Genomic DNA, 18,972 nt, shown 5'->3' with positions numbered 1-18,972 from the left:
TGTGGTAAATGAAATGGACTCAAAAAAAGTAGAACTAATATTTGAAAAGTTTCAACAATCAAATCCTGCGCCAAAAATAGAGCTAAATTATACCAATCATTTTACGTTACTGGTTGCGATAGTTTTATCAGCGCGGACAACTGATGTAAGCGTTAATAAAATTACAAGAGAACTATTTAATATCGCTGATACGCCAGAAAAAATGCTGAGCTTTGGGCAGAGTGAGCTGAAAAAATGCATAAGCAGTATTGGTTTATATAATTCCAAAGCAAAAAATATAATCGGGCTTAGTAAAATATTGGTAGAACGATACAACAGCAAAGTACCTACTAATTTTGATGATTTGGTGTCTTTGCCTGGAGTGGGGAGAAAGAGCGCTAATGTGTTCTTAAATTCGGGGCTGGGCATTCCAACATTGGCAGTTGATACTCACGTTTTTAGAGTGAGCAATAGAATTGGGCTTGTGAAAGAAAAAGATGTGTTTAAAACAGAGCAATCTCTTTTAAATGTGGTTCCCAAAAAATACCTGCTTTATGCTCATCATTGGCTAGTTTTGCATGGTAGATATGTTTGCAAAGCACAGAAACCTTCGTGTGAAACGTGCATAATTCATGATTTATGTGAATTTGAGTGCAAAAGGTATAAAGTCTAGTATTTCTTCTTTTGTCATCCAAGTAGCTATAGAAACGAAAAAACTTACTTGACACATTTTGCTGGAATGATACGTAACCGTTCACGCAATGGCGTCAACTTAAGAGCCTTCATTAGCAGACTCTCCTAAAGACATGATGGCGTTTAGGCTTATCAACTTTGTCCATTCACGGTATAAGAAAGTAGTTTACAAAAATTGCATAATTAGTATAAAAAACAATAAACTAGATAGATGAGGGGTTGATGATAGAGGTGCTACAAGAAAAGATTGTGGTATTGGAGTCAGAAGTTGGTACTCTGAAAGCAGAGAATGATAAGTTAAGGACAAAAATAATTGAGCTAGAGGATAAGCTGGGTTTAAATTCAAAAAATTCATCGCTGCCACCATCGCAAGATGTATATCGCAAAAAGACAAAAAAGAAGAGCGATAAAAAACCAGGCGGGCAGCCAGGACATGAAGCGCACAAGCGGGAATTGATGGTAGCAGATGAGGTGGTAAAATGTTCAATTGATACAATTTGCATGTGTGGAAGCCAAGTTATTTTAGAAGAAGAAACTGTGCATCAAAAGGTTGAATTGCCAAAAATTAAACCGATAGTGACTGAATATAGGCTACAAAAAGGCTACTGTAAGGCGTGTAAGAAAAGGATCTCAGCTAGTCTGCCTGAAGGTGTGACAAGGGATCTTTTAGGAGCTAATGCAAAAGCAGTAATTAGCAGTTTTAGTGGATTTTTTATCAATTCAAAAAGGGAAGTACAGCAAATTTTGAGCAGCATATTTAATCTGAATATAAGCCTAGGTTTGGTATCAAAGACCGAGGGTAGAGTATCAGAAAAATGTATATCTGAATACGAAAAAATAAGAGAAGAGCTACGGAAAAGCAAGTATTTACATATAGATGAAACAAGCCATAGGAACCAGGGAAAGAAAGGTTGGAGTTGGGTAGTAACGAATAAAACAGCAACACTTATGAAGTTAGTTGGATCTCGCGGAAAGAAGATATTAAAAGGGCTATTGCCAGAGTATGATGGAATAGTTATAAGCGATAGGTATGCTGCGTATAATTACTTTAATCGTGAAAACAGACAGATATGCTGGGCCCATTTAGCAAGGGACTTTGAAAGGTTTTTTTACAGTAAAAATGTTGAAGTGAGCAGAATTGGCGCAGCATTAAAATCGCTGAGCAACAGGGTATTTGTGGTAGATAGAGCACGTAAACAAAACCTGATAGACAATTTAAGATTTTTCCGGTTAATGAGGAAGATTCGAAAAAGGGTGAAACATTTTTTGCGAGAGATAACAAGGGTTGCAAAAGGAACTCAGGCCTCGAGAATGGCTGCCAATATACTACGTTCTGAAGATATGATGTGGAGATTCGTGCGCAATCCTGATCTGATCGAGACAACCAATAACCTTGCAGAACGTCAGGCTAGACGGTACGTCATTTATCGTAAAAATAGTTTTTTCACTTGGTCAGAACGTGGAGAAAAGTTCATTGAAAGAATGCTTTCGATATTTTTGACTGCACGTTTGAATGATCAGAATCCTGTCCAGAAACTACAGAATTTAGTCGCTATTCCTGCCTAATTGGGAATATTCCGTGAACGGTTACAATGATACAAGTTATTATTCAAACAACAGTTATGCAAGAGATCTGATTACATCTAAGCTAACAATGGACCACTAGATATATTACTAACCACGTTGACCTGATTCAATATTTTATTAGTGGGATTGAAATAATTTTCTATAAATTCCTTATATATAGCTGTTAACTTGTGTATATCGTTTACTGATACGCATTCGTTTATCTGATGTGCAGTTTTGTTGATTATACCAAATTCAATCACTGGACAAACATCTTTGATAAACGCAGCGTCAGATGTGCCACCACTTGTGCTCAACGCAGCATCAATACTGGTAACTTTATTTATTGCATCAAGCATAATATCAGTATTCCTATCGGGAGTAGAGAGGAAAACGTCCCTGCTGCTATGCATAAAAAGCTTATAATCGTTAGTTACACTAGAGCATATTTCATCAATCAGCTTATATAAGCCACCCGGTGTTTGTTCATTGTTATATCGAATGTTAAAACGTGTAGTTGCTGAGCCAGGTATTAGATTGCTAGTATTATTTCCAACATCGATAGTAGTAACTTCGCAATGTGAAGGCTGAAAATATTTATTACCATGATCAAAAGTAGTATTTTTTACCTTACTCAATATCGATATTACCTTATATATTGGATTGTCTGCTAGGTCTGGGTAGGCAACGTGCCCTTGTTTTCCATGGCAAATTAATTCAAATGTTACAGAACCTCTTCTGCCTATTTTTATGGTATCACCTAATTTCTTACTACTGGTTGGTTCGCCAACCACACAAAAATCTATCTTTTTCTGCTTATTTTTCATCCATTCCAAAACTGCCTTTGTTCCATATTCTTCCATGCTTTCTTCAGCACTGGTAATCAATGCACTTATCGAACCATTAAATTGAAACTTCTCTGCAATCAAATTTACCATAGCAGCAATAAATGCAGCTACTCCGCTTTTCATATCAGCTGCCCCTCTTCCATATAGCATTCCATCCCTCACTTCTGGATTAAATGGACCAAATGCCCAATCTTTTAACTGACCCGGTGGTACAACATCAACGTGCCCAGCAAAGCACAAATTTGGTACTCCATTTATATATTTCGCATAAAGATTTTTAACTTTATCACCAAATTCTAAAATCTCACAATCAAAGCCGCTCTTCTTGAAGATTGTTGCTATATACTCTATTGCCCCGCTGTCTTCTGGTGTTATACTCTCAAAAGAGATCAATTTCCTAGTTAGCTCTACAGGGTCAATTTTCATGTCAATCTTAAAATACTTATACTGCTATATTGTAAACACTCTATGCACTATTTAAAACAAATATTACATCAAACCGAACAAACTTTTCTAAGGGAAGTAATAACAGATTACTACCTTGCTGATGATATCTATGAAATATGCACACGACACGGAAATGACGTCTTTCTAGTTGCAGATAAAAATACAGCAAAACTTTTAAACAAAAACGTACTTAATAAAATTCCTAACTTAATTATTCCAGCTCCACCTGTCATTCCAGCGCGTGACACTGGAATCCATAAGTTGTTTTCCTGGATCCCAGTGTCAGCTACTTGCATGACACCAAGCAGAGCTGCCTCTCTTGAAACCGTAAATCTAGTTAGAAACAAAGCAAAAGACAGTGACTTAATAGTTGCATTTGGTAGCGGCACTGTTAACGATATCTGCAAATATGCAAGCTACCTCGAGAAAAAAGATTATATATCGTTCCCAACAGCCGCTTCTATGAATGGATATACCTCTGCAAATGCTTCAATATTAGTAAATGGATATAAAAAATCGTTCAAAGCACATCTTCCAAGAGCAGTATATATAGATATAGACATACTTGCCAATGCACCACTGCGTCTCACATTAAGCGGATTTGCAGATTTCATTTGTCGTTCAACAGTTCAGGCTGACTGGCTACTATCTCATTTGTTGCTTGGCACAGAATACAATGAATTACCTTTTACACTTGTTCGCGATTTGGAGCAAATTTTGCTAAGAGAGTATACGGCGCTTACTAAAAGAAGTAGAAAAGTGGTCCTATTACTTATGGAAGTTCTACTAATTTCAGGACTTGGAATGGTAATATCAAAAGGCAGCTATTCTGCAAGCCAAGGAGAGCATATGATAGCTCACGCAATGGAAATGGTAACAAGAGATCATTCCTTACTACATGGCGAAAAAATTGCTGTTACGACGATTACCATGGCTAATTTGCAGGAAAAGATATTATCAATACAAAACCCGATTATCAAACCGACCACTTTAGATGTAAAACATATAACTCAGTGCTTTGATAATATCGAATTTGTAAGAACTTTTGAACAGAAGCAAATTATGCAGCAAAAAATCCAAGAGATTATTTGTAAAGAATGGCATAATATTTCCAGTTTAATTAAGCAAAATTTACTACCTGCAAAACACCTGCAAAAAATATTTGAAGATCTATCAATTCCACACTTACCAGAGCACCTCAGTTGGAATAAAGAACAATATTGTAAAGTGGTCGATCTTGCGTTTACAACAAGAGATAGATTCACCTTTCTTGACTTAGCTAACTGCATAGAAGAAAGTTAAGTTTTGTAGTGAAATTCTGTCATTTAAAGAGATCATAGGCCAAAAGCTAAACCCTTTTCACAATCTCTTATCCATTGTCTCCTCACCTGAGTGGATATACAACTCATTCCAAGTAACTGACACTGGGTTTCACCAATAGCACTGCTTTGCTAAACATAGTTTAGTTCGAGTGGCTGAGGAGGGACTTGAACCCCCGACCAAGAGATTATGATCCTCCTGCTCTACCAACTGAGCTACTCAGCCTAATTAAAAACCTTATTATACACACGATCTATATGTTTCGTATAATACTTCAAATCAAACAAAGATTCAAGTTTTTCCGAGTTAATAACCTTAAGTAAGGGTTTATCTTGTTTCAATTCGGCCAGAAAATCACTGTTGTTTTGTTTCACTTTCATTGCATTGCTCTGAACAATTTTATACGCCTCTTCCCTCGCCAAACCACTATTTACTAACTCAAGCAATACACGCTGTGAGAAAACTAAACCTTTTGAAGAATTTAAGTTCTTTTCAATGTTTTCCTTATTGATCACCAATTTATCTATCAAATCTGTTAATCGCACTAAAGCAAAATCCATTGTTATACAAGCATCAGGAGCAATGCATCTTTCCACAGACGAGTGTGATATATCACGTTCGTGCCACAATGCAACATTTTCTAACGCAGGAAAAACATAACTGCGTATTAAACGTGAGAGTCCAGTCAGATTTTCACTTAAAATAGGATTACATTTGTGTGGCATAGCAGAGCTTCCCTTCTGCCCAGTGGAAAAATGCTCAGAAATTTCGCCGATTTCAGTTCTTTGCAAATGACGAATTTCAACAGCAACATTTTCTATTGAGCTTGCAATCACTCCCAAAACTGAAAAGAACATAGCATGTCTATCACGAGGAATGACTTGAGACGATATGATTTCAGGTATGAGTCCTATTTCTTTCGCTACATATTCTTCAACAAACGGATCAACATTTGCAAAATTGCCTACTGCACCTGATATTTTACAAATTGAGATCTCTTTTTGCGCGCTAATTAATCTCTGATAATTGCGTTTAAATTCAGCATAAAATCTGGCAAATTTTATTCCAAGAGTTGTTGGTTCTGCATGCATTCCGTGACTGCGTCCAACACAAACAATATCTTTATAGTCCTCAGCTTTTTTTTTCAATGCTGCAAGTAAATTTTTTAGATTCTCGAGCAAAATATCACAGGACTCTTTCAGTTGCACCGCAAGGCATGTATCCAAAACATCAGAACTTGTCATTCCATAATGAAGATAACGAACATCAACTCCCGCTTTTTTAGCAATATATGTCAGAAAAGCTATAACATCATGTTTTACAATGGATTCAATTTCGTTGATACATTCAACATCAAATTCAATAGCACCAGAGAGGTTCTCAGCAATATTATTCGGAATCACTCCTAACTTTGCTTGAGCTTCACACGCTAATTTTTCTATTTTAAGCCATATATTAAATTTATTATTTTCCTCCCAAATGGAAGACATTTCTTTTCTGCTATAGCGGGGAATCATTTTTGATTTATTCCAATAATGGTGTCATTCCAGTGCGTGACACTGGAATCCAGGTATAAAAGTATTTGCAAATTATTCAATGGACAACGGATTCTAGAAGCATAAAATAATGTCCATGATGAAATAAACTGGATTCCAGTGTCACGCACTGGGATGACATGAGGGAAGCACTGGGATGACACCAGCTTAGCCATGGCAGACATTTCTTTACGACTATAACAAGGGATCATCTTTGATCAGCTATCATCACCATCAGTAGCTTCTTTATTCGCATCTTGCTCTGCCTCTTGTTGCTCAGACTTCTGATTTTGCAATTTTACTTGCCTTAGCTCATTTGCATCTGTTTCGGATTTCACGACGTATATAGTAATTGGTACTACTACTTCACTATGTAATTCTACGTTTACTTGGTATTCACCCAAGTTTTTGATGCTTACTCCACCAAAAGATAAACTACGGTGATCTATCACATGTCCTTCTTGTAGTAAAATTTTCGCAATTTCACGTGTTGTTACAGAACCAAAAATTTTACCATCCTCTGAAGCTTGCTTTATCAATACCACAAACTTATCATGTAGTGACAATGCAAGCTCTTTTGCTACATTTAATCTTTTTATATTCTCTTCTTCCAGTAATAAACGTTGCTCCTCTAGCTTTGTTAAATTTTCCTTGGTAGCTTTCACCGCTTTTCTTTGTGGAAAAAGAAAATTACGTGCATAACCTGGTTTAACTTTGACAACTTCACCAAGCTTACCTAAAGTCCTTATATTTTCCTTTAAAATTATCAACATAAATTACCTAAACTTTTTTAGTACAGTAAGGAATAAGAGCTAAAAAACGTGCCCTTATGATCGCTAAGCGTAACTTCCTTTGTTTTTTTGCACATACGCCTGTTAATCTTCTAGGTAATATCCTACCATAGTCAGAGGTAAACTTGGATAATAAATCTATATTCTTATAATCTATGTCTTCATCTTTAGACGCAGCAAGAGGGCAAACTTTAGAACGCCTAAAGCCAGTCCTATTATTTACAGATACGTATGAATTATTAAAACTATTTCGTCTTTTCATCATTATGCGCTTTGCTCCTCAATTTGTTTATTCATCATATGAGATTTACCTTCAAAAATTTTATCAACCTGCACAGGAAAGTGGCGAATAACGTTCTCATTAAGTTTCATTCTACGCATAAATTCATCCAGAATGCTTGCAGTAGAACTTATGCACATTATACAATAATGACCGCTCTTCATTTTATTTTTGTGATATGCAAAATCCAAAAGACCCCAATGTTCATACTTGATTAATCCTGATGCTTCAATGTTTTTCAAAAGCATTTCCAACGCTTTGCTCGATTGAGTTGGACCGTTTATTCTAAAATCTTTCAAAATATCTTGAAAAATCTTTATTAGATGTTCTGAAATATTTCTCTTCAAAGCATTTACTGCGTTATGGATAAACGCACTTTTAGTACTGCCTCCTAGAAATTTTGTAAAATCTTGCGTTATTCCTAAATCTTTTAGGTCATCTTTCAACTCTTTATCGATTTTTGACTTCACTTCTTTCAAATTTGAAAGATCTTCTTCCAATTCAACCCATAAAATTTTTGTAAGATCTTCCAAGAAATCAGAGTAAGCAACTAGACCTTCTTTAATGTTTTCAGCACGCACTTCTAACTCTTGTGTTGTAAGCTTGTCATTTCCTTTTTTCAGAATATCCCTGATTTGCTGGAACATAACATCTGCTTTAATATTTTTCAATGAAACAGCTAGCTCTTGGACCATCTCCTCTACTTCTTGCTGTAATAATCCTTGTTGTGTTATAAAAGTAAATTCATAAAGATTCACTATATCTTCCTTTAATACCGATTAAATATTTCATTATATAAAGCTTTTTTATATAAGCAAGTTATTTGTATTAATTTCTACGCCTTTAATCCAGCTTAAGTTAGATATTTCATAAATTACTTGAGGAGCAATTGAGTATGCACCTGGTAATAAGATGCTCACTTTATGTTTTTCGAGAAGAAGTTTTAGCATTATTTTGGTTCTGCCTTCATCTTTCAATATTGCGTTTAATTCCATAGCGGCTTTTTGCGAATCCGTGCACTCAGTGGTGAGAACTAATTCTTTTATTGTAGAAGTGATTCTTTTTGTAAACTCAGATATATCTTTGCCTGCCAATCTTGTTGTATTTTCCGAAGCTTCAAGATCAATTATCACAAATGTTCCTGGTGAAAATAAATCTCTTTTTTCTTCTATTATTTCATTATTATAGAATGCTATTTCAGAAACGTTATGGGGATCAGAAAGTGTGAGGATAACAAACCTTCCACGCTCTGAAGTTCTCATACGTGCATTTAATATTACCCCAGCAGTTTTTGCTGTTCTATTTTCTCCGATAAACCCAATATTTAACTTTTCCAGAAGAGTTCTAAATTTTTCAAGCGGATGATTAGTTAAATAAAATCCTAGTGAAAATAACTCATGTTCTAATTTTTCCTCTTCATCAAAATCTTCCACATTCTCAAGTTTCGGTTTGAGGACATCAAGACTACCAAACAAAGCAGCTTGACTTGATTCTCTATCCTGTTTGTTTTTATTTGCAAAGTAAATCAGCGTGTCCATTGACTCATATAGCTGCTTTCTGTTCTTATGCACGCTATCGAATGCTCCGGATTTAATCAGGCTTTCTAGCGCTCTCTTATTTATTGTATGACCTGAATTTTGAATGAATTCCCATATGTCCTTACAAGCGCTTGAATGTACGTTCACTATTCCTTCCGCTATAGAAAAACCAACATTCCTCAAGGCAGCAATACCATAACGTATGCGTTCATCCTCTATTGAGAATTCAGCTTGAGACTTGTTTATATCAGGTGAAAGAACGGTAACGCCACTAAACTTTGCTGCATGATAAAATAAATTCAGTTTATCTCTATCATCAATATTCAGATTCATTAGTGCTGTAAAAAATTCTAATGGATAATTAGCTTTAAGGTAAGCCGTTTGATAAGATATCACCGCATATGCTGCAGCATGAGATTTATTGAACCCATAACCAGCAAATTTTGCAACAAGGTCAAAAATATAACTTGCCCTGTCATAATCAACGCCATTCTTCGTTGCCCCTTGGATGAAAAGTTCACGTTGTTTATCCATCTCTTCCTTGATTTTCTTACCCATGGCACGTCTCAGCAGATCTGCTTCCGCTAAGCTATACCCGGAAAGAATACGGGCTATTTCCATCACTTGTTCTTGGTAAATTATTACCCCAAATGTCTCTTTTAATACTTCCTCAAGTAACGGATGAATATAATCTGGCTTTTCAAGTCCGTGTTTTCTTGCAACATAAGTTGGAATGTTATCCATAGGTCCTGGACGATAAAGGGAAATTAAAGCGATAATATCTTCAATGCAGTCCGGTTTTAGTTTAATTAAAGCTTCTCTCATTCCCGAACTTTCAAGCTGAAACACTCCAATTGAATCACCGCTTGAGAGTATCTCATAGGTTTTTTGGTCATTTAAAGGAACTGAAGAAATATCAATCTTTTTTCCATCACGATTAATTAAACGACATACATGATCTATTAGCGTTAGCGTACCAAGCCCAAGAAAATCAAATTTTATTAGCCCAGCTTTCTCCACATATTTCATGCTGTATTGAGTGATTGGCAAAGCTGAATTTGGATCATAATACACAGGAACAAAATTTTCCAACTTTTGATCACATATTACAATTCCAGCAGCATGGGTTGAAACGTGACGATATATTCCTTCAAGCTTAAGAGATATATCAAGAAGCTTTGCAATTACCTCATCACTATCCCGCTCTTTCTGCAGGTTTTGATCAAACTCTATCGCTTGTGATAAAGTTACAGGATTTACTGGATTAAATGGAACCATTTTAGATATTTTATCCACTTGAGAGTAAGGCATTTGCAATACTCTACCAACATCACGCAATACTGCCCTTGCCTGCAATTTACCAAAAGTGATTATTTGAGCAACATAACCGTACTTTTTCTGAACATAATCAATAACCAGGTCCCTTTTCTCTTGGCAGAAATCGATATCAAAGTCAGGCATCGATACACGATCAGGATTCAAAAATCTTTCAAATATTAGGCCAAACTTTATTGGATCAAGGTCTGTAATCTGCAAGCCCCAAGCAACAATTGATCCAGCACCAGAGCCTCTTCCTGGACCAACTGGAATGCCATTTGCTTTGCTCCAACGAATGAAATCAGAAACTATCAAAAAGTAGCCAGCGTAGTTCATCGAAGTTATCACACTCAGTTCGTAATTCAGCCGATCGTAGTATTGTTTAAGGTCTATGTCTGTCTCATTCGCAATACGGAATTCTAATCCTGCAACTGCCTGCTCCCTCAGTTCTTCATTCTCAGTTTTATTTTCTCGACAAGGAAATTTAGGCAAAATAGGCTGCCTGCTTCTTGGCATGTAAGAGCACCGCTTAGCTATCACTAAAGTGTTATGAATTGCTTCGGGAATGTCGCTGAACAGCTCCTCCATTTCTGCCACAGACTTGAAGTAATGCTCGGTAGTTAACTTCTTTCTGTTATTCTCCAGGGCATAACTCCCCTCCGATATACACGTTAATATATCATAAGCCTCATAGTCAGACCTATTTGGAAAAAACACATCGTTCGTTGCAACTAGTGGTATATTGCACTGATAAGCAAAGTCTATCAAAGCTTCTTCAAGCTCTAGCTCTTTATTCAACCCATGACGCTGCAATTCAACATATAAATGACCATTGAATGCTGAAAGCAGTTTTTCAACCGTTTCTTTATCTTGCCCCAACAATAGTTGAGCCAAACATCCACCGGTTAAAGCGATCAGACCCGTACTTAAATTCAATAGCTCATCAAAATCAACGTAAGGAATATCGCTGTTATTCTTGCGCTTTCTAAAAGACTCACTCACCAAAGTGACTAAATTAGTGTACCCTTGCTCATTTTTTGCAAGCAATAATATAGGTAAATTTTGTTCTGAATGTTTAACTATAATATTGCATCCTATTATTAGCTGTATTCCCCTACTTGCCGCATATTCTGCAAATTCAAGTGAGCCAAACAAGTTACCTGAATCAGTAATTGCAACCGCTGGCATTTTATTTCGCAAACAAAGGCCGATCAGCTCCTCAATTTTAACCGAGCTTTCAAGCAGCGAATAAACACTATGAACACGCAAGTGTATGAACATAAAAAACTTTAGATCAACAAAAAAGGATAACATTAATTTACTCATGAGAACATAATTTTCATGAGAACAAAAGCCTATAAAATTCTAAAATTAAAATACAAAAACTTACTTGACAAACTCCGCCAGCTCCCTTATCATGATAGTGAAGCTATTGTATTTGCTTTCGCCAATCTGCAGATTAAAAGGTAAGGATTACTTAATGTATCGGCGTCTTATGTTCAATTTTTTGCAGTATATAGATACTGTATGTCTTTACAAAACTTCATCTACATCTAGATTTTTATCTAAATAAGCTGAACGCGCTTATAAAGCGTTACAAGACATCAAAAAATGCCAATACTCGACAGAGATAGTAAAAGACTAGCTAACTCGGGGATTCTTTGTCTTTTTTTCTGCTTAGTAAATTTCTTAAACATTTGCAGCGTAAGTTAGTTGCAATTAAAAGCGGCTGAATCTCGCTTGTCAAGCGTTTAAAACATAAAAAACGCCAATATTTTAAAGCGGATAATAACCACGGGGCTTCTTTTGCCTTTTTTTTCATTTGGTAAATTTCTTAACGTTTGTAGCTAAAAGAGCCCAAGAGAGGTCAGTGCTCCTTTTTTTGTCATCCCAGTGCCCAAACACTGGGATCCAGGAATTTTATTAAGTTGGTGAGCATAAAAATAGCTGTTTTAGTTAAAATACAATGTTTTAATGATTATGGAAAGGCTGGATCCCAGTGTCTGGGCACTGGGATGACAAGAAAGAGGCTACTTGGATGACACCCTGACAATCGTCATCCCGCTGCTTGTTAGCGGCTAAGAGATACCGCGAATGAATCGCGGTATGACGTAGGGATTGCATTAGCTATAATTCTTTAGTTTTCACTTTTCTTTTAACCTTGCAATGATATTTTCTTTGCCGATAAAAATTAATAATTTAGCGAGCTCTGGTCCTGTTTCTGTTCCTGTTAAAGCTAAGCGCAACTGCATAAATAGGTCTTTTGCCTTTATATCTACTGTGTGCCGAATAGTTGTGACCCACTCTGATAATGTGTTTTCATTATAATCGTCTTGAGGCAATGTATTGAGCGCGATTTTTATAAGCTCCTTATCAAGAATCACAGGCTCTATATCGGATTTGCATATTTTCCACCACTTGGCCACCTCAGAAAACCTTTCTATATTGTTCTTTATAAAATACCAAAACTCTGAGGAGTCCACTCCAATTTGATTTAAACGTTCTTGTATAATTTCAAATGGCATTTGTTGCAGCACTTTGCTATTTAGCTTGTATGCTTCACTCAAGCTAAATTGCGTACATGCTGAGCTAAATTTTTTAATGTCAAATGAATCAATCAAAGATTGCATACAGGCGCAAGCTTCAATTGGATTGGATGTTCCAAGCTTCACTAAATAACTAACTAGTGCCATCGGTTCAATTTCATCTTCTTTTATAGATTTAATGTCCAGCACGCCGGTTCGCTTGGATATTTTGCTATCATCAAAATGTAGCAGAGAAAGGTGAGCAAATGTAGGGATTTTCGCTTTTAATGCTTTAATCATTTGGATTTGCACTGCGGTATTAGTTACATGATCTTCCCCGCGTACAATATGAGTTACATTAAAGTCAACATCATCAGTAACAGAAGGTAACATGTATGTGTAAATTCCATCTTCTCTTTTTACCACAGGATCGCTGATGTGACTTGTTGCAATATTTATTTCACCTTTAACTTCATCATTCCATTTAACAACTTCATTTCTATCCAACTTAAATCTAAAATGTGGTCTTCTTCCTTCTTGCTCATAACTAATTTTCTCTTGCTCAGTTAGAAGTAACGCGCTTCTGTCATATACAGGGGGAAGTCCTTGTTTTAACTGCAATTTTCGTTTAATGTCTAACTCTTCTCTTGTTTCATAGCATGCATAAATATGCCCTTCTTTTATTAACTGCAAAAACACCTCATTGTAACGCTCAAAGCGCTCTGATTGCTTGAAACTTGCATCCCAATTGATACCAATCCATTTCAAATCTTGTATGATATCATTTATATATTTGACATCTGAACGCTGAAGGTCAGTATCATCAAAACGGAGTAAAAATTTTCCATTTTGATTGCGTGTGTACATCCAACAAACCAAGGCAGTTCGTACGTTTCCTACGTGGAGGTAGCCAGTTGGGCTTGGAGCGAATCTTGTTAGCATTTAAATAGCAATATTGTTTACTCTAATTTATTTTAATTTTATATAAATATATGGCTAGAGCAAGCGAGATCTGCTAATACAATTGAGCAAGAGAAGAATAAGTATGGCTATAGCATTGTGGCACCTTTGATATTTGATGGATTAAGACCATATGATAAATTCAAGAAAATTCACAGCTTGACGACAAAGGCTAATGTAGCATTATATTGGTATCATGACTAACTTAGAAAAGATGAGAGAAAAACTGCAAGATCAAATAAATTATCATAATGTTTTGTATCACCAAAAAAATAAGCCAGAAATAAGTGATGCTGAATATGATGAACTGAAGAAAAAGTTAGCTGAAATAGAGCCAGAAATTTATGCAACACAAGATAGTGTTGGTGCTCCACCTGATGAGAGGTTTTCTAAGGTGGAACATCAAGAACCTATGCTTTCCCTTGAGAATGCTTATGATGAACAAGGTGTAGAGAAATTTTTGTCTAAAATAAAGAGGTTTTTAATTGAGGACAAAATAGAGATATTATGTGAACCAAAAATTGATGGGTTGTCGTTTTCTGCAATTTATGAGGATGGAAGATTTGTTAAAGCTGCAACTCGAGGTGATGGTTTTGTAGGGGAAGATGTCACTCACAATGTTGCAACAATAAAAGGCTTTCCTAAGTTTTTGCAAGGTGTGCAAGGAAGACTAGAAGTAAGAGGTGAAATATACATCAGTAACAGCGACTTTTTAAAGTTAAATGAAAACGATGAATTTGCCAATCCTCGAAATGCAGCTGCTGGTTCTCTAAAGCAATTGGATGCAAACATTACAGCAAGCAGACCTCTTAGATATTTTGCTTATTCTTTGATTGGTGGAGCAGAGAAAAGTCAAAGTGAGGTACTAAATAAGCTTGAGGCACTTGGTTTTTGCGTAAATGAGCATCAGTCCTTAACGAGTAGTTTAGATGGAATGCTGAAGTTCTATAATGAAGTCTATAACTGTCGCTATAACTTGGATTATGATATTGATGGAATAGTCTATAAAGTAAATGATTTGGTACTACAAAATCGTCTAGGGAATACTCACAAAGCACCGCGCTCAGCACTTGCATACAAGTTTTCTGCGGTTTATGCAAAAACAAAGTTAAACAAGATATTTATACAGGTGGGCAGAACAGGGGTTTTAACTCCAGTTGCAGATTTAGTGCCAGTCAATGTTGGTGGGGTGCTAGTTAGTAGAGCAAGTCTGCATAACCAAGATGAGATAAAACGTAAAGACATAAGAGAGGGAGATATTGTAACAATCAAAAGGGCAGGGGATGTAATTCCCCAGATCGTTGAAGTAAGCAGAGATTCTCGTCTTCCAAATACACCTGAATTTGTGTTTCCTGAAGTATGCCCTGAATGTGGTAGTAAAGTACGTCAGGTTGAGGGAGAGGCTGCAGTAAGATGTCCTGAGGAATTTGCCTGTAAAGCTCAAATAATAGAAAAACTAAAGCATTTTGTATCGAAAGATGCATTTGACATTGTTGGCCTTGGTGATAAGCAGATAGAGTTTTTTTACGACCTTGGTCTGATAAAACAAATTCCCGATATTTTTACTTTAGAAGAAAGATTGGATGAATTTAATCTGGAAGAACAGTCTGGTTGGGGCAAGAAATCAATAGCTCATTTATTAAATGCTATACAAAGCAGAAGGGTAATAACTCTAGATAGGTTTATATTTTCTTTAGGTATTAGATTTATTGGCCAAGTTGCAGCAGAATTGCTTGCAGATTATTATGTTTCTTATGATAATTGGTATAATTCGATGATTGAACTGTCATCAGATAATACTGAGCTAGTAGGTATAGACGGCATAGGAAAAAAAGTAGCTGAATCTTTGGAATCATTTTTTTCTAAGGAACATAACATCAAAATGTTAAATGATCTTACTGCTTGTCTTCAAATTCTTCCTGTGAGCTCCAACTCTAGTGACTCTGTTTTAAATAATAAAATTATAGTGTTTACTGGTAAGCTACTTGCTATGAGTAGAGGAGAGGCAAAAGTAAGAGCCAAAACTCTGGGAGCAAAGGTCAGCTCACATCTTTCTGCTAAAACTGACTACCTAATTGCAGGAGAAAAACCAGGATCCAAATATAAAAAGGCAGTGGAATTAGGTGTAGAAATTTTAGATGAAGACCAGTGGCATAAAGTGATAAGTTTGGGAGTGTTCAAATGAAACTTGGATTGTATATTAAATCAAAGTTGCAAGACTATTTAGAGAGTAGCCAATTCTTTCCATCCAAGAATCATTTTATTGACTTGCCTCAATTTTTCAACAGAAGGCAAGTCTTCTGTGCTGAGCGGTAGGCGGACAGTTTGATGTTCTATAAGACCAATATCATGCAAAAGTGCTTTAGTAGGTATTGGGTTGCTGGCAGTAAATAACGCTTCGCAAGCCTGTTGCCAGATATCTGCCTGAGGGTTCCTGCCATTGAGGCACTTCTTAACATATTCATGTGCTACATATGGCCAAACATTGGAAGCAACGGAAACCAGGCCAGCCGCACCATAAGCGGCCATATCGGATATCATATTATCATCTCCACAAAAGACCTCAATATTTGGTGCAACTTTCTTATACTGAGCTAAAGTATCAACAGTGCCACTTGAATCTTTGATAGCCCAAAATTTTTCGTGGCTGGATAAGTTGCGTACAGTTTCAGCGTGAAGATTTATTCCTGCTCTTGATGGAATATTGTAAAACATAACCGGCACATGTGCTTTCTCAAGCAGCTTTTCAAACCATAAAGTCTGCCCCATAATTCCGGGCTTTGCATAAATGGGAGTTGTCATTAGATAGCCATGAATAGGCATACCCTTGCAAAAATCAAGCCATTCAAGAGTCTGATATAGATTCACTCCTGGTACGCCAATTATAATTTTCGTATTTAATTTTAGCTTACATACGAATTCAACTAATGTACGCTTTTCAGAATCAGTAAGCGATAGGCTCTCACCTGTGCTACCCAGCAACACTACGCCATTTTCAGCTTTAACTTGCATTGTCAGTAAACGCTGCAAACTGCTATAATCTATACTATCTCCATTGCAATTAAAAGGAGTAACACAAGCAGTCCATAAAAATGTAGATTTCAATTTAAATTGTTAAAATGGTATTTCATCGTCGAGTAGTTCATCTTTTATATCGTTGTCAAAACTTTCGTGTTTATCTTTTTGTTCTGTTTCACCTTGTTTGTATTCACTTGGCTTGTAATCAGAGTTTGGTCGTGAATCGAGGAGAGTAAGAGCGCTATTAAAATTATATAGAACCACCTCTGTTGTGTATCTTTCACCACCGTTTTGGTCAGTCCATTTTCTAGTTCTCAAAGAACCTTCAACATAAACTTTACTGCCTTTGCGTGCAAAATCTTTGACGATTTTTACTAATCCTTCACTAAAAATTACGATATTATGCCACTCTGTCTTTTCAGAGCGCATACCGGAAAGTTTGTCAGTCCAACTTTCAGACGTGGCTATTGAAAAACTTGCCATTTCTTTTCCATTTTGTGTAGTCCTAATTTCAGGATCTTTTCCTAAATTACCAACTAGTATGACTTTGTTTATGGTACCACCAGACATAATTATGCTCTAAATAAATCCTTTTATTATCTTATGTGAAAATACTATTGTCAAATTTAATTAAAAGTGCGCTTGGAGGGATTCGAACCCACGGCCTTTGCCTCCGGAGGGCAACGCTCTATCCAACTGAGCTACAAGCGCATATATATTTAAGTTATTTAATAGATAAGCCATCCAAGTCAAATTTTTGTTTTGGATAAAGCGTAAACATAATACTCCCATATCCAAAATATACATTTTGAGAATCATTCGCATGCTTTTTTATTGCTTTTTGATCTACGGTCCATACAAAAGTTACATAATTTTCAGTGACTGAGTGCACTTTTAAATCCTTGGTATTTATAAACAGTTTTCCATTTACCCATATTTTCCATGTATCGGGAGAAAGATATAAAATTGAGTCTAAACTCACTACCTTACAGTTGAAATTATCTGATACCTCCTCTTTTACAGCTCTTGAAGATCGTAAATTGAACTTTTCCATTTCATTGACCATTCTATTAACTGGCTCTTCATCAAAAAAAATGCTTTTTACGTTACTATATTGTGACAAAACGTCAAAGTCACTTTCCACTGCTTCTCTTATTATATCGTCCCGATCTGTATAGCTTAGTTTTTGATTGTTGATAAAGAAACACTCTTTTGCACGCAAATTTGCTATATCAATAAAATCGTCGATTTCTTGATTGCCAACTTTAAGAATACTTTCAAAATATCTTTTTTCTATCATCATTCCATACTGAGAATGATGACAAACCATTTCATCATTACCTTGTTTTTCTATATATACGCATAAATTTCCACTATTTAATCCTAATATTTTATGCTCAATAAAATCTTCATTGCCAATATATTGTCGGCAAGAATACTCCTTACAAATTTCTATGCTTTCTATGATATCTTCACAACTGCAATATGCATTAACATTGGAAATGAGTAGCGTAAAAATAAAAAACAGCTTTATGTTCATCACCTTATCTACTTAATATAGTATACCAATCAAAGACTATATTAGCTCTCACTATCTCTATCATATTACCATTCAAAATCTGATTCATAGTTGCAGCATCAATATTTCTCTGCTTATTTAAAATAAGAGATTTGATCATAACATAACCGGGCAGATTTGGAATAGACTGTAGAAATAAAAAAATATGCTTATCGCTGATTGAGCTTAAATTTAGGACCACTTCACTTTTTATTACTTTTGTGCGTTCACTTTTGTTGTGGAGCTCAACTTCTTCGGGTATAGAAATTGATATTTCAGGTTCTAATATATAGTGCTTTTTATATAACTTGCTAAGCTCGAAATTTAAATTTGCAATGTATCTGCTACTATGTAAATTTGAAGAAGAAATTTTTTTCCATAAATCTAGGTTTTTATTTAGAACAACTTCCTTTTTTTGAATTCCAGTAATCTGTAAATTAATAGAACGTATTTTATCAATCGCAATTTGGTTTTTATTATAAATCTTTTCGTTATAGATAACAACATATGTTAATAACCCTATTAATCCAACAGATAATAACAAATACGATATAAACTGAATTGTAGCTTTTCTTTTTAATTGAGAGATAGTCATTA

At 35.7% G+C, this 18,972-nt stretch carries 16 protein-coding genes and 2 tRNA genes; 4 read left to right on the top strand and 14 right to left on the bottom strand.

Annotated features, from left to right (window positions below; translation table 11 throughout):
- Positions 1–13: 13 nt before the first annotated feature.
- Complete coding sequence (gene nth / locus OPR21_RS01275; protein ID WP_006279797.1) at positions 14–652, top strand: endonuclease III; 639 nt, start codon at positions 14–16, stop codon at positions 650–652.
- 242 nt (positions 653–894) lie between these two features.
- Positions 895–2,238, top strand: coding sequence for an IS66 family transposase (gene tnpC / locus OPR21_RS01270; RefSeq protein WP_265022247.1), 1,344 nt, complete (start codon positions 895–897; stop codon positions 2,236–2,238).
- A 77-nt stretch (positions 2,239–2,315) separates the two neighbouring features.
- Here the strand turns inward: tnpC and dapE are convergent, their stop codons facing one another.
- Positions 2,316–3,512, bottom strand: coding sequence for a succinyl-diaminopimelate desuccinylase (dapE, locus tag OPR21_RS01265; RefSeq protein WP_182320691.1), 1,197 nt, complete (start codon positions 3,510–3,512; stop codon positions 2,316–2,318).
- 42 nt (positions 3,513–3,554) lie between these two features.
- Here dapE and OPR21_RS01260 point away from each other — a divergent pair, with 42 nt between their 5' ends.
- Positions 3,555–4,835, top strand: coding sequence for an iron-containing alcohol dehydrogenase (locus OPR21_RS01260; protein WP_006279794.1), 1,281 nt, complete (start codon positions 3,555–3,557; stop codon positions 4,833–4,835).
- A 170-nt stretch (positions 4,836–5,005) separates the two neighbouring features.
- Here OPR21_RS01260 and OPR21_RS01255 read toward each other — a convergent pair.
- From OPR21_RS01255 to gltX, 8 genes are all read right to left on the bottom strand, one after another.
- Positions 5,006–5,078 (bottom strand) — tRNA-Met (locus OPR21_RS01255).
- Positions 5,078–6,370: an adenylosuccinate lyase gene (purB, locus tag OPR21_RS01250; protein WP_012673216.1), complete on the bottom strand. Its 1,293-nt coding sequence runs from the start codon at positions 6,368–6,370 to the stop codon at positions 5,078–5,080. The genes OPR21_RS01255 and purB overlap by 1 nt, the downstream gene beginning before the upstream one ends.
- Positions 6,367–6,600, bottom strand: a complete 234-nt coding sequence (locus tag OPR21_RS01245) for a hypothetical protein (protein ID WP_077188215.1) — start codon at positions 6,598–6,600, stop codon at positions 6,367–6,369. Before OPR21_RS01245 ends, purB begins: the two co-directional genes overlap by 4 nt.
- Before the next feature lie 6 nt (positions 6,601–6,606).
- Positions 6,607–7,161 (bottom strand): 50S ribosomal protein L9, encoded by a 555-nt coding sequence (rplI, locus tag OPR21_RS01240; protein WP_006279792.1) that lies wholly within the window; start codon positions 7,159–7,161, stop codon positions 6,607–6,609.
- Between the two features lie 7 nt (positions 7,162–7,168).
- Positions 7,169–7,444, bottom strand: coding sequence for a 30S ribosomal protein S18 (gene rpsR / locus OPR21_RS01235; protein WP_007548890.1), 276 nt, complete (start codon positions 7,442–7,444; stop codon positions 7,169–7,171).
- Positions 7,444–8,217, bottom strand: coding sequence for a 30S ribosomal protein S6 (locus OPR21_RS01230; protein WP_065094495.1), 774 nt, complete (start codon positions 8,215–8,217; stop codon positions 7,444–7,446). The genes rpsR and OPR21_RS01230 overlap by 1 nt, the downstream gene beginning before the upstream one ends.
- 48 nt (positions 8,218–8,265) lie before the next feature.
- Entirely contained in the window at positions 8,266–11,595 is a 3,330-nt protein-coding gene (dnaE, locus tag OPR21_RS01225) for a DNA polymerase III subunit alpha (protein ID WP_265030291.1), read from the bottom strand.
- 863 nt (positions 11,596–12,458) lie between these two features.
- Complete coding sequence (gene gltX, locus OPR21_RS01220) at positions 12,459–13,781, bottom strand: glutamate--tRNA ligase (RefSeq protein WP_253303429.1); 1,323 nt, start codon at positions 13,779–13,781, stop codon at positions 12,459–12,461.
- 214 nt (positions 13,782–13,995) lie between these two features.
- Between gltX and ligA the strand changes: the two genes are divergently transcribed.
- Positions 13,996–15,984, top strand: a complete 1,989-nt coding sequence (gene ligA, locus OPR21_RS01215; RefSeq protein WP_265030045.1) for an NAD-dependent DNA ligase LigA — start codon at positions 13,996–13,998, stop codon at positions 15,982–15,984.
- Positions 15,985–16,022: 38 nt separating this feature from the next.
- Here the strand turns inward: ligA and dapA are convergent, their stop codons facing one another.
- The 5 genes from dapA to OPR21_RS01190 all read right to left on the bottom strand — a co-directional run bounded on the left by dapA (position 16,023) and on the right by OPR21_RS01190 (position 18,970).
- Positions 16,023–16,904, bottom strand: coding sequence for a 4-hydroxy-tetrahydrodipicolinate synthase (dapA, locus tag OPR21_RS01210; RefSeq protein WP_077188220.1), 882 nt, complete (start codon positions 16,902–16,904; stop codon positions 16,023–16,025).
- A 9-nt stretch (positions 16,905–16,913) separates the two neighbouring features.
- The gene (gene ssb, locus OPR21_RS01205) at positions 16,914–17,387 is read right to left on the bottom strand and encodes a single-stranded DNA-binding protein (RefSeq protein WP_265030042.1); all 474 of its coding nucleotides are present in this window, start codon (positions 17,385–17,387) and stop codon (positions 16,914–16,916) included.
- A gap of 67 nt (positions 17,388–17,454) precedes the next feature.
- Positions 17,455–17,528, bottom strand: a tRNA-Arg gene (locus tag OPR21_RS01200).
- A gap of 13 nt (positions 17,529–17,541) precedes the next feature.
- A complete protein-coding gene (locus OPR21_RS01195; RefSeq protein WP_065094808.1) occupies positions 17,542–18,357 on the bottom strand; it encodes a hypothetical protein in 816 nt (271 codons plus the stop codon).
- Between the two features lie 4 nt (positions 18,358–18,361).
- Complete coding sequence (locus OPR21_RS01190) at positions 18,362–18,970, bottom strand: hypothetical protein (protein WP_015589194.1); 609 nt, start codon at positions 18,968–18,970, stop codon at positions 18,362–18,364.
- Positions 18,971–18,972 lie beyond the last annotated feature (2 nt).

The sequence above is a fragment of the Wolbachia endosymbiont (group A) of Philonthus cognatus genome, from assembly GCF_947251755.1.
Lineage (GTDB): Bacteria > Pseudomonadota > Alphaproteobacteria > Rickettsiales > Anaplasmataceae > Wolbachia > Wolbachia pipientis.
This window is presented reverse-complemented; position numbering and strand designations above follow the sequence as displayed.